Annotated in this window: 11 protein-coding genes; 5 read left to right on the forward strand and 6 right to left on the reverse strand. The window is 65.4% G+C overall.

All coding sequences use genetic code 11. From position 1 onward, the window contains the following. Nucleotides 1–4: 4 nt before the first annotated feature. A complete protein-coding gene (locus tag AC5RV1_RS09360) occupies nucleotides 5–2074 on the reverse strand; it encodes a PhoX family protein (RefSeq protein WP_493994322.1) in 2070 nt (689 codons plus the stop codon). Nucleotides 2075–2292: 218 nt separating this feature from the next. Further along, on the reverse strand, nucleotides 2293–3294 hold the full coding sequence (locus AC5RV1_RS09365) for an o-succinylbenzoate synthase (protein WP_493994323.1): 1002 nt from the start codon (nucleotides 3292–3294) through the stop codon (nucleotides 2293–2295). 70 nt (nucleotides 3295–3364) lie between these two features. Here AC5RV1_RS09365 and AC5RV1_RS09370 point away from each other — a divergent pair, with 70 nt between their 5' ends. The 3 genes from AC5RV1_RS09370 to AC5RV1_RS09380 all read left to right on the forward strand — a co-directional run bounded on the left by AC5RV1_RS09370 (nucleotide 3365) and on the right by AC5RV1_RS09380 (nucleotide 5202). After that, nucleotides 3365–3706, forward strand: a complete 342-nt coding sequence (locus AC5RV1_RS09370) for an ArsR/SmtB family transcription factor (protein ID WP_493994324.1) — start codon at nucleotides 3365–3367, stop codon at nucleotides 3704–3706. 11 nt (nucleotides 3707–3717) lie between these two features. Beyond that, nucleotides 3718–4218: an SRPBCC family protein gene (locus AC5RV1_RS09375; protein ID WP_493994325.1), complete on the forward strand. Its 501-nt coding sequence runs from the start codon at nucleotides 3718–3720 to the stop codon at nucleotides 4216–4218. A gap of 78 nt (nucleotides 4219–4296) precedes the next feature. After that, nucleotides 4297–5202 (forward strand): phosphatase PAP2 family protein, encoded by a 906-nt coding sequence (locus AC5RV1_RS09380; RefSeq protein WP_493946912.1) that lies wholly within the window; start codon nucleotides 4297–4299, stop codon nucleotides 5200–5202. 12 nt (nucleotides 5203–5214) lie between these two features. Here the strand turns inward: AC5RV1_RS09380 and AC5RV1_RS09385 are convergent, their stop codons facing one another. The 4 genes from AC5RV1_RS09385 to AC5RV1_RS09400 form a co-directional block, all read right to left on the reverse strand. Then, a complete protein-coding gene (locus AC5RV1_RS09385) occupies nucleotides 5215–6993 on the reverse strand; it encodes an N-acetylglutaminylglutamine amidotransferase (RefSeq protein ID WP_493994326.1) in 1779 nt (592 codons plus the stop codon). Nucleotides 6994–7020: 27 nt separating this feature from the next. Further along, complete coding sequence (locus AC5RV1_RS09390; RefSeq protein WP_493994327.1) at nucleotides 7021–8154, reverse strand: glutamate--cysteine ligase; 1134 nt, start codon at nucleotides 8152–8154, stop codon at nucleotides 7021–7023. 276 nt (nucleotides 8155–8430) lie between these two features. Continuing rightward, nucleotides 8431–9249, reverse strand: a complete 819-nt coding sequence (locus AC5RV1_RS09395; RefSeq protein ID WP_493994328.1) for a gamma-glutamyl-gamma-aminobutyrate hydrolase family protein — start codon at nucleotides 9247–9249, stop codon at nucleotides 8431–8433. 107 nt (nucleotides 9250–9356) lie between these two features. Then, a complete protein-coding gene (locus tag AC5RV1_RS09400) occupies nucleotides 9357–10157 on the reverse strand; it encodes a carbon-nitrogen hydrolase family protein (RefSeq protein WP_493994329.1) in 801 nt (266 codons plus the stop codon). A 250-nt stretch (nucleotides 10158–10407) separates the two neighbouring features. Between AC5RV1_RS09400 and AC5RV1_RS09405 the strand changes: the two genes are divergently transcribed. Beyond that, nucleotides 10408–10884, forward strand: a complete 477-nt coding sequence (locus AC5RV1_RS09405) for a hypothetical protein (RefSeq protein ID WP_493994330.1) — start codon at nucleotides 10408–10410, stop codon at nucleotides 10882–10884. 105 nt (nucleotides 10885–10989) lie between these two features. Continuing rightward, a complete protein-coding gene (locus AC5RV1_RS09410) occupies nucleotides 10990–12411 on the forward strand; it encodes a hypothetical protein (RefSeq protein WP_493994331.1) in 1422 nt (473 codons plus the stop codon). Nucleotides 12412–12435: the final 24 nt, after the last annotated feature.

Below are 12435 nucleotides of genomic sequence, written 5' to 3' on the forward strand. Positions count from 1 at the left end.
GAACCTAGCCGCGGAACACCTGGATCACGGACGGGCGCGGCGCACGTGCTTGGCCCGGGGCCGGCGTCGTGCCTGCCGCAACGTAGTCCGGGAAGAAGGAGACTTGCGAGTCGAACGATCCGTCCTCGCCCGGGTGCTGCACTGCGACGAACACGGTGCGCTCCTCGTCGTGGATGATGGGGCCACACGTTTCGCCGTCGCGCGGGACGGCGAGGAACTGTTCCACCCTTCCGCGCTCGGCGCCGTCCAGGGTGACCTTGAACAGGCCGTCCGCCCGGCCGATGCCGGAGGGGGCACCGTCGGTGGAGATCCAGAGGTTGCCCACGGAGTCGAACGCGAGGTTGTCCGGGCACGAGATGGGCGAGACCTTGTCCACCGGGAAGCCGGAGAAGTAGGTGACGTCGCCCTGGGCCGGGTCGCCGCAGACCATCAGCAGGTTCCAGGTGAACGTGGTGGAGGTCTGGTCCCCAGTTTCAGTGATCTCCACGATGTGGCCGTCGCGGTTCTGGTTGCGCGGGTTGACCTCGGTGGCGCCCTCGTTGGAACCCGTGCCGCGGTTGGAGTTGTTGGTGCACGCCACGTAGACCTTGCCGGTGTGCAGGCTGGGCTCCACGTCCTCGCAACGGTCCATCTTGGTGGGGCCAACCTTGTCGGCGGCGAGGCGGGTGTACACCAGCACCTGCTCCACGGACATGCCCGGCACTGCTGACTTGCCGTCCACCACCAGCGGCAGCCACTCGCCGATACCGTCGAACGCACCATCTGAGGGCACTGCACCGGTGCCACTGATTTCAGCGGTTGGCGAGTTGCCCGTGAACCTGGCGACGTACAGGTTGCCCGCGGACAGCAGTGTCATGTTGTGCTTGCGGTCGCCCTCGCGGTACTTGTCCTTCGAGACGAACTTGTAGAGGTAGTCGAAGCGCTCGTCGTCGCCGGAGTAGGCCACGACATGCCCGGACTTGGCCACGATCACGTTGGCGCCCTCGTGCTTGAAGCGGCCCAGCGAGGAGTGCTTCTTGGGGGTGGAATCGGGATCGAACGGGTCAACCTCCACGATCCAGCCGAAGCGGTTGGCTTCATTCTCATAGCCGGCGTTGCGGGTGTCCCAGCGCTTCTCGTCCAGCTCCCACTTGCGGGCGGTGGCCTTGTTGGTCAGGCCGTAGCGCTTGTCCTCGGCGGAGGTGCCCGGGGAGACGAAGTAGCCGTTGAAGTTCTCTTCGCCGGAGAGGATGGTGCCCCAGGGGGTGGTTCCGCCGGCGCAGTTGCCCAGGGTGCCCTTGATGAAGCGGCCGTCCTTATCGTCAACAGTCTTGACCAGCGACGAGCCGGCGGCCGGGCCGGTCAGCTCGTAGACAGTGTTGTTAAGGTACCGGCGATTCAGCGGCGCACCCTTGACGTAGGTCCACGGTTTGTTCTTGTTCTGGCGCTCCAGCTCCACCACGGTGAGCCCGTGCGCGGCTGCCCCCACAGCACGCATCTGGTCCGCAGGCATGGTGGCCGGGAACATGATGTTCTCGTTGGTGTACTCGTGGTTGGAGAAGAGCACCGCGCGGCGGCCCTTGCTGCCCGGGATCTCCAGGATGTCCGTGTAGTCGTTGTTGTAGCCAAACTGCTTTTCCTGCGCAGCGGCCGTCTGGTTGTTGAGGTCGAACTCCGGCGCGTCCTTAAAGATGGGGTCCCCCCAACGGATCACCGGCTGCCAGGTGAAGCCTTCGGGGACGGTGACTGCGTCCACGGCGGCATCGATCGAGGGGATGGCCGTGAACTCCAGCTTGGACTTCCCGAAGCCTTCCTTGGCAGCCTTCGAGAGGCCCGCAGCGCTGGCGGATTCAGGCGAAGTGACGGCACTGCCGAGTACGACGGCGAGCGCACCGGCGGCGCCGAAGCCCAAGGCGGCGCGGCGGGACATTGTCGCAGAGGCGATGTCGCGGAAATAGCTGTTGGAGCTGGTGTTGCAGACGTCGCCGGCGCAGGCGTTGTCGCACTTCAGCGCGCAGGTGACGGCACTGCGCTTGCCCTTGGTATGGCCGAGCATCGGCAGCAGGGTGAACTTGCGGGCAGTCGTTTCAGACATGGGGGCCTTCCAGGGAAAATCGATGCGGTTCCCTCACCCTGTCAGCCGGTTTCTACGCGCAGTAGTCAATAAGGTGAAGCTCTGGTTAACCGCTCGTGACCTGCAGGGATGTGATGGAACGTCGACAAAAAGGGCGCGGAAGGTGATGGAGCGTCCGCGGAAAAGGCCCGGAAGGTGATGGAGCGTCGACAAGAAAGGCGCGGAAGGTGATGGAGCGTCTAGGCGGTGAGGAGGGCGTGGACACGGCGGAGCCGGGCCAGCCACCAGTCCCGGCGCTCTGGCGAAGCCGCATACTGCTCGAGCAGCCCGGCGTCGGCGGCGACGTCGCGGAGGCGGATGGCGCCGTCGTCGGCCACGAGCGGGTCCATGGTGATGTCGGATTCGAACAGGGACACGGTACCAAGCCCGCACGCGTAAGGCAGTTCCGGAAGCGCCGCGGCCAGGGCAAGGCCAGCGCGGATCCCCACGGAGGTGTCCAGCGCTGAGCTCACGACGGCGGGAAGCCCGGCCTGCGCCACGATGTCCAGGGCGCGGCGTACTCCCCCGAGCGGCGCCACCTTGACCACGATGAGGTCGGCCGCGCCGGCACGCGCCACGCGCAGGGGGTCTGATTCCTTACGGACACTCTCGTCCGCCGCGATCAGCACGGGTGTTCCGGCGGCCCGCAAGGCACGCCGAACCTCGGCCAGCCCGTCAATGGTCGGCACCGGCTGTTCGGCGTATTCAAGCCCGACGGCGGCCAGCCGCGTGAGCGCCTCGACAGCGGCCGGAACATCCCAGCCCCCATTGGCGTCCACCCGGATGGCTGCATCCGGAAGGGCGGAGCGGACCGCGGCGAGGCGGGCGGCGTCGTCGTCGAGCGTCTGGCCGCGCTCGGCAACCTTGACCTTCACGGCGTCCACCCTGCCAAAGCGCGCAAGGACCTCCGGAACCCGGTCAGCCGGAACGGCTGGAACGGTTGCGTTGACGGGAATCACCGGACGCAGCGGAGTGGGAAACCCTGTCCAGGCGGCCTCGATCGCGGCGGCAAGCCACCGGGAGGCCTCGGCGTCGCCGTACTCGGGGAAGGGGCAGAACTCTCCCCAACCGGCTGGACCCTGCAGCAGCAGGGACTCGCGCGCCATGATGCCGCGGAACTTCACGCGCATGGGGAGGCTCACCACGTGGGCGCCGGCCAGCAGCTCCTGCACGGCAGGCAGGGGGCGCGGGTCCGTAAGCATGGACCCAACTGTACAAGCGGGAGGCGGCAAACCCTTCCATTATATATCCATATGGATATATAATGAGCGCATGGCACGGGCAGCGACGACTACGGACACTTTCAACGCGGTAGCCGAACCCCGGCGTCGGGAAATCCTGGACGCCCTCACTCATGGTGAGCGCCCGGTGAACGAGCTGGTGGAACTCCTCGGCCTGGCCCAGCCCCAGGTCTCGCGGCACTTGCGGGTGCTGCGGGAGGTAGGGGCGGTGGACGTGCGGGATGAGGGCCGGCAGCGGCTGTACCGGCTCAACCCCCAGGCGCTGAAGCCCATCCATGACTGGATCTCCAGCTACCAGCACCTCTGGGGCGAGCGCTTCGAACTGCTGGACGACGTGCTCGCCGACCTCACACAGGAAGACACGCAAGACTAAGGATCAGGACAATGACACAGACAAGCACCATGGACGTGACCTTTCCCAGCGACCGGGAGATCCTCATCACACGGACCGTCGGCGCGCCCCGGCACCTCGTGTACAGGGCCTGGACCACACCTGAACTGGTCAAGCGCTGGTGGCCCGGGCGGCGGGGCGAGATGACCACGGCCGAGATGGACTTCCGGGTGGGCGGCGCATGGCGCTACGTGATGGTGGCGCACGGTGGGTTCGAGGTGGCCTTCCACGGAACGTACCGCGAGATCGTCCCCAACGAACGGATCGTGCACACGGAGGTCATGGAGTCGCCAGGTGCGTCGCCGGACAGCGAGGAAGGGTCCGTGGTCAACACCGTCACCTTCAGCGATGCCGACGGCGGCGCCACCCTGGTCAGCATCCGCACCGACGCAGGCAGCAAGGACGTGCGGGACATGATTGCCCAGTCCGGCATGGAGGGCGGCGTGCGCGAGCAGTTCGAACTGATCGAGGAACTTACCCGGAACCTGGGGTAAATGCCGCCGGGGCCGGGCTCACCCGGCATCCCCGGCACATGCGGCGGGATCCCAGCTTTCTGTGACAACCTTGAAGTGATGACTTCTCAACGGCAGGCACAGACCAGGACCCCAGCACGCCCCGCTCCGGGCTCGGGTTTCTTTTTCGTGCTGGCCACGCTGGCCTGCGTTGCAGGGCTCGTCGCCACGTACTACTACTTCGTCCAGACCACTACGGGCCAGTTCATCGACGAGTCCGCGCTGGTGGAGGCCGTCGATATCCACGGGCCGGCGGGCAAGGCGACCACCAGGTTCCTGGATCTGCTGCCCACCATCTCACTGGTGATGGCCGCCGTCGTGGTGCTCTTTGTCACGGTGATCCGGAAGCACTGGACGGAAGCCGGCATTGCGGTGACTGCCTGCATCGGCGCGAATATTGCCACCCAGGTCCTGAAGGATGTGCTTCCGGCCCGGCCGGACAAGGGCGTGGTGACGCTGGAGCTGAATTCGCTGCCGTCCGGGCACACCACCCTGGCGGCGTCGGCGGCGGCCGCGGTGTTCCTGATGGCCTCGCCCCGGTGGCGCCCGATGGCCGGTTTTGTGGGCGGCACATTCGCGATTGCCTCGGGCGTCTCCACGCTGATCAACCAGTGGCACCGGCCGGCCGACGTGGTGGCGGCGTTCCTGCTGGTGGGCGCTTTCATGATTCCGGCAGGCTGGCTCATCATCCGCCGCGGGGCGTGGAATGCGTGGGACGGCTTCGGCGGGCACATCGGGTCGGCCCGGATCTGGCTCACGCTGCCGGTACTGATCGGGCTGGCGTCGGCTGCGGTGGCGATGTATTCGCTGGTCCGGATCGCGCCCAGTCCCTGGCAGGAGGTCAGCACCACCAACTATTTCTGGGCCGGGATCTCGCTGATCGTGATCGCCGGGTATCTGGCCACCGTTGCCACCACCGCCCTGTTCGCCTATGCCGCACGACGGCGGGACTCGCCCAGGCGCTGACGTCACCTGGCGTTAGCCCACCCCGTGGTGCTGGAGCCACATCTCCAGCAGCGCCAACTGCCAGAGGACGTTGCTGTTGACGGCTGTCCGTTGGGTGTTGGGGTCTGCCAGGAGGCCGTCGATATAGGCCGGCTGGAACAGTCCCCGCTGCTTGGCCTCCGGTGCGTGGAGCGCCTCGCGGACGATGGAGATGAACGGTTCCTCAAGGTGCCGGAGGGCAGGGACCGGGAAGTACCCCTTGGGCCGGTCCACCACGGCTGCGGGCAGCATCTGCCGGCCCAGGTCCTTCAAAATGCCCTTTCCGCCCTGCGATGCCTTGAGTTCCGGCGGGCAGGACGCGGCGAGCTCCACCAGTTCATGGTCCAGGAACGGCACCCGGGCCTCGATGCCCCAGGCCATGCTCATGTTGTCCAGCCGCTTGACGGGATCGTCCACCATCAGCAGGTGGGTGTCCAGCCGGAGCACCGCGTCCAGGGCGGTGTCCGCACCGGGTGCGTCCAGGTTGGCGGCCAGGACCCGGTTGCTCACATCGGTGGCGCAGTACCACTCGGGCTCCAGGATGTTCAGGAGTTCTTCATGGCTGTGGTCCACGAAACTTGAGGTGAACGTGGACAACGCCTCCGAAGGGCCCACAGAAGCAAGCGGCTGGTGGTATCCGTACCCGCCAAAGACCTCATCGGCGCCCTGGCCACACTGCACCACCTTCAGATGCTCGGCGACAGTCCGGCACAGCAGGTGGAACGCCGTCACGTCGTGGCTGGCCATCGGTTCGGACATCGCCCCCATGGCCCCATCGATGGACGGCGCGAACTCGGAGGTGCTGATGTGCAGTTGCTCATGCTGCGTACCGAACTCCCGCGCAATGAGGTCCGAGTAGGCGAACTCGTTCCCGGAGTCCCCGCCGGCGCCGTCAAACCCGATGCTGAACGTGGACAGTCCGTGCTGGCCCTCCCCGGCGAGCAGGGCAACGAGGAGGCTGGAGTCCAGGCCCCCGGAGAGAAGGACGCCCACCGGCACGTCGGCCACCATCCGGCGTCGTACTGCCGTTTGAAGGGAACCGCGGACGGCTTCCTGCCAGTCCCCCGCGGACCAGTCCGCGTGCTCCGCGCGGCGCGTATAGCCGGGTTTCCAGTACTCGCGGTCATGCCAGGTTCCGTCGGCACGGATGGTTCGGATGGTGGCGGCCGGCAGCTTCTGGATGCCGCGCAGGATGGTCCGCGGCGCGGGGACGATCGAGTGCCAGCTCAGGTAGTGGTGCAAGGCTGTCTCGTCAATGGACGTATCCATTCCGCCCGAAGCCACCAGCGCGGGCAGGCTGGAAGCGAAGCGCAACCTTCCCGCAAGCTCGCAGACGTACACCGGTTTGATGCCCAGCCGGTCCCTGACCAGCAGGACTTCCTGCCGCTGCGGATCGTAAAGAGCCACCGCGAACATCCCCACCAGGTGGTGGACAAAGTCGTCGCCCCACTTCCGGTAGGCCTTCAGGATCACCTCGGTGTCGCTGTTGGACCGGAAGGTGAATTCCCGCTCCAGTTCCCGGCGCAGTTCCTTGTAGTTGTAGATGCAGCCGTTGAACGTAACGGCCAGACCGCCGTCGTCCAGCATTGGTTGCGCCCCTGCCTCGGAAAGGTCAATGATGCTGAGGCGCTGATGCCCCAGTGCCACCCAGCCCGACTCCCAGGTCCCCCGCCCGTCAGGCCCCCGCGACGTCATTGCCCCCATCATCTTCAGAACCGACTCCTGGGAGGCCTTTCTCCCGTTGAAGGCGATTTCGCCGGCTATTCCGCACATTTCAGGGTCCTCGTTCCTGATCCTTGCCTAAAAACTCTGGTCGCTCGCCAGCAGCGGCGAATCATTCAGCTTCCGAAGCATTGTTGCGGGCAGGCTGCTCGCATGGACGGCGTCGGCGATGACGTCGCTAAGGCTGCCCGCTTTGGCGTAGGCCTGCCGCTGCCTTGCAGCACCGGTGCCCCTGGTCAGGACCTGGAACAGCAGGGATTCCACAACGTCGAACTCGCCCTGCTCCTTCAACACCGGCTGGATGAAGTCCAGCAGGGACATGACCACTTCGAAGGCGGCACGGGGCTGGCCTGTCAGCGGATCCACCAGTTCGCCGTCGAGCCCAAACCGGCCCGCCTGCCAGGAGGCGAGCCGAAGCTGTACTGCAGAGGCAGGCACCGGGGGCACGCCCGCGCGCCACTGCCTGGCGGCTGTCTCCGCCAGGCCGCGCACCAGGGCGGCGAGCAGGACGGCGTCGTCGGCGAACAGGCACACATCCGCCACCCGGATTTCCACGGTGGGGTGATGGTGGCTAAGCCTGGCGTCGAGGTAGATCTGAGCCAGGTCCAGGGGAACGCCCGAGCGGAGCATGTCCTGGATGTGGGCGTGGTAACCCTCAGCGGAGCCGAAGATTTCGCTGGGACCAGCGGTGGGCCACCTGTTCCAGGCCTGGGAGCGGTAGCTTGCATAGCCGGTGTCCACACCGTTGCAGAAAGGGGAATTCGCTGTGAGGGCCATCAGGACCGGGAGCCAGATCCGGATCCGGTCCAGGATGGCAACGCCTTCCTCGTCCGAGTCGATCTCCACGTGGACGTGGCAGCCGCAGGTCAGCTGCTCAGCCGCCGTCACGCCGAACTTTTGCATCAGGCGCTCGATCCGCTCGCCCGGCGCGGCAGTGGAACGCACCGGAAAAGGCGATGTGGCAAGGGCAACGGAGCGTGCTCCCACTGCGCGGGCGGTGGAATCCGCGCTCACCCGCCGGGCCGTGAGGTCCTGCGCCAACTCATCCAGGCGGATCCTTGGCAGCGTACAGGCTTCGATCTGTTCCTGCTTCATTTCACTGCTGAGCCCGTCATCGTCACTCAGGCGGTCCAGCACTTCGCCCAGTGGGACGGCATGCCCGCTCGCGTTGTCGACGATGAGGAACTCTTCCTCCACACCCAGGCGGCGCATCAGCGCTGCCCCTTTGGGCCGGCAACTCCCCTATGTGGGACTCGTCCATGGGCAGGAGGAAAAACGTTACGGAAACCAGCCATCTATGACTCCCTGGATAGGACCATGAAGCGTTTGGCTTAACCTCAGTGTCAGAACATACTAAGCATGCTTATTTCCTGTCCGCAAGGAAAAACACGTGAAAACGCCCCGAAACACGGCCTATTGCGCGCTGCTTCGGGGCGTCCCCTTGGCCTTTTTCAGGAGCACTTGGCCACCTGCGGATAGCTATTACGCTCAGACGAGCGGCGGCCCCGCGAGGCTGGCATTGATCTCCGCAGTGACCGCCGACGCCCGCTTGGCCGGCAGGAGGCGGGACAGGAACTTCCCCCGGGCTGCTTCGACGAAACCATGGAAAAGGCCGAAGTCCTCGGGCAGCTCCTCCGGGTGCCACTGGATGCCCATGGTGAAGGTGCTCGCGGGGTATTCGATGGCTTCCACCACTTGGTCCTCGCTCCAGGCTGCAGCAACAAGGCCCTCGCCGAGCTTGTCCACCGCCTGGTGGTGGGAGACCGGCACTGGTCCGGGGTTCGCGCCGATCAGCTGCTCAAGCCGGGAGCCGGGCTTGATTTCCACCGGGATCCTGTTGAAGTTGTAGCCGCCGGGCTGGTACTGGCCGTTCCCGATGACGTCGGGCAGGTGCTGGTGGAGGCTGCCGCCCAGCGTGACGTTCAGCAATTGCTCACCGCGGCAGATGCACAGCAGCGGAACGTCCTGGCGGATCGCCTCTTGGATCAGGGCCCGCTCCCAGGCATCACGCTCTGGGCGTGGGGCATCGGTTTCCGGGTGGGCTTCCTGGCCGTAGAGGGACGGGTCCACGTCCCAGCCCCCGGGAACCACCAGACCGTCGAGCCTGCCCACAAGCAGTTCGATCATGCCTGCCATGACAGGCTGGGGAGGCAGCAGGATGGGCACACCGCCCGCGGCGATGATGGGATTCAGGTACGTCTCGGGCAGGAATGCCGCCCTGACCGTGCCGCAACCATCGGTCCCAGCCTGCTCCAGGTACGTGGTGAGTCCGATGATGGGTTTCATCGCGGCGTCGGTGGTCTGCACAGTGGTCCTTCCGGGAAATTTCTCTGCCTCCAATTTTATGGTGGCGGAAGGCACTGCATGTTTCGTGCAGGTCAAATGCAGGTGTCAAGAAGGTCACACTTCCGGGCTTAGCGAAGGTCCCGGGGTACCACTGTGAAGCGGCGGTTGCGCAGGGACGGCACACGGGTCCTGACTGCCGCGATCCGTTCGGGTTCGAGCTCGGCAAAAATGACCCCGGGTGCCTCGCCGGCGTTGGCGATTACCACCCCGAAGGGGTCAACCACGATCGAGTAGGCAGTGGCCAGCGGCCCGCTCTGGTTGGCCGTCACCACGTAGGTGGTGTTCTCGATGGCACGGGCACGCACCAAGGTGTTGAAGTGGTCTTCTTTCCCCGGGCCGACGATCCACATGGCCGGCAGCAGCAGGACGTTCGCCCCGGCGTCCACCAGGTAGCGGGCGCTTTCCGGAAACCTGAGGTCGTAGCAGGTCAGCATGCCCAGGCGCAGCTGCCCGAAGGAGAGCAGGGACGGCTCGGTGATGGCGCCCTGGCTGGTTCCGTCGCTTTCGCGGTAGCCAAAGGCATCGTAAAGATGCACCTTGCGGTACGTGCCTTGAACTGAGCCCTCCGAGTCAAGGGCCACCAGGGTGTTGAACGGAAGGCCGCCGGGGTTCGTCTCGGCGGTTCCTACCACCACGGGCAGGTGGAGTCCTCTTGCGAGCACTGCGATCCCGCTGATGAATGGGCCGTCCAAGGGCTCTGCGACTTCCGCGAGGACACTTGGGGGTTCGGTGCCGGCGTACAGGCTGGACTCGGGAAGCACCAGCAGGTCCGCGTTGTTCAGGGCGGCAGTTTCCATCAACTGTTGTATCTGCACCAGGTTCCGCTGCGGTTCGCTGCCGGCACTGAACTGCCCGCACGCAATTCTCACTTCGGCCCTCCTGCCACGGCGAAACGGCTCCCTTCACCAAAGGTTCGCACACCCCGGTCTGCGCGAATAGGCCCAGTGGTACGTTCCCGGCCTATGCGCCGCTGACCTGCGCAAACGCCGAGGAACACTTGACAAAACCTTGACGAATTACCCATGAGTAATTTGATCCAGCTCCACCAAGCTATTCCTATCGGAGCCGCACAGGCTCACAGGGTCTCTGCGGTTACCGCAAAAGTTTTAGGGGTATGACATGAGCAAGGTTGCTGGACGTAAGAAGCGCATCATCGGCACCACTGCCGCGCTGGTAGCTATCGGCGGCGGTGCAGCTTTCGCCTACTGGACGGCCACGGGCTCGCACGACACCACTACCAAGGCCGGCACCTCCAAGAACTTCACCATCACCAGCACCGTTGCCGGCGATCCGCTCTCCCCCAACGGTCCAGTCCAGACTTTCACGTTCACCGTGAAAAATCCCGCTGATGCCGGCGTCCAGAAGCTGACCAACGTTGTTGTGACTGTCGCCGGCGCCAATGGTTCCGCTTGGACCGAGGTCTCCGGGTGTTCTGCCCTGGACTTCGCTGTAGGCACGCCCAGCTTCACCGCAACCGAGATCCCGGCCAATGGCACGGTATCCGGCACCGTATCGCTTCAGATGGTCGACCGCCCCGGCGTCAACCAGGACGGTTGCAAGGGCGCCACGGTGCCCCTGCACTTCACGGCCAGCTGAAGAGGGCAAGGAGTCACTTCCTGAAGCAGTCCATCAGCTTCGTAGCCCAATGGTGATGAAGTCCGCCTGACCGCTATCAAGCTCGATTTTTTCCGGAAGGTCCCCGTGCCCACAAACGCCAGCTCCCCCGAAGCCACCCCCCGGCTTCGCCGGGAGCTGGTTTGGTTTAACTGGCTCCTGCGGGCCGGAGTGCTGGCCGTCGTGATCCTTTTTATTGCTGCTTTCGCAGGCGCTGCTCCCGCTACAGCGCACTGGCGGGCTTCCGGATCCGGAAGTACGACGGCGTCAGTCGCCACGCTGCTTCCGCCCACCAACGTTTCGGTGCCGGCAAGCAGCAACTCCAACGTTGCCGTCAGCTGGACAGGGTCCAGCGGCGCGGTGGTTCCGACGGGCTACTTCGTCACCCGCATCACCGGTTCCACGGCCGTGGCCGCTTGCGGCTCCAGCCCGGCCGCTCCGATCGCAGGCACATTGTGCACGGACGCATCAGTCCCGGAGGGCACGCACCGTTATCAGGTAACGGCCGTCCACCGTTCCTGGACAGCAGCAGGCCCCGTCAGCGGAAACGTGACGGTGACCAGCCTTCGTGACCTCTCCTTCGACTCGCAGCCGTCCGCCACCGTGACTGCCGGCTCGCCGATTGCATCTTTCAGCGTGCAATTGCGGACCATCTTCGGGCTTGAGGTGTGGGAACGGGGAGTCCCGGTCACCATCAGCCTTGGCGCCAATCCGGCTGCCGGGACGCTGTCCGGAACGGTCACCGCCACCACCGATGGGTGGGGCACAGCCACGTTCAGCGGCCTCTCAACCAACAAGGCAGGCGAGGGCTACACGCTGATCGCTTCCAGCCCTGGTTACGCCGGCGCCGTTAGCAGCGCGTTCACGGTTGTTCCGGCCGCAGCCAGCAAGCTGATAGTCACCAGCGGCGCAGCCCTGACGGGCCCGGCCTCAAGTGCGGCAACCCTTGGCCCGGTGACCCTTCAACGCCAGGATGCTTACGGCAACGCCGTTACTGCCGAAACTTCCAGCGTCTCGCTCGCCACCAGCTCCGCCGGAGCCACCATCTTTTCTGCCACGGCAAACGGCGCCAAGGTCTCCACTGTGACCATCCCCGCCGGGTCCTCGTCGGCGTCGTTCTTTTACGGGGACACCACAGCTGGCACCGCGGCCATCACTGCAGCTTCTCAAGGCCTGGCGGCTCCCGCCCCGGTGACCGCGACCATCACCGCCGCAGCCCCGGGGCGCCTCACGTTTGATGCCATTCCCGCCGTCGTCTTCAAGAACACGCCCATCACGCCGCCGGTGATCGTCCATGTCCTGGACGCCTTCGGCAACCGGGTTGATAGCTCCGCGCAGGTCATGCTTCAGTCCAACTGCACCATCAAGGGCACGCTTACGCGGGCAGCGTCATCAGGCCTCGCCGTTTTCACCGACCTCGAAATTGCCGGTAAAGCTTCTGGGTGCGTCCTGACGGCCAGCAGCGGTACGCTCGCCACGGACACGAGCAACCCCTTCAACGCGGACTAGCAACGCAGGCTAGGATCGCTAGGA

It is taken from the genome of Arthrobacter sp. Hb9-2, from assembly GCF_059091165.1.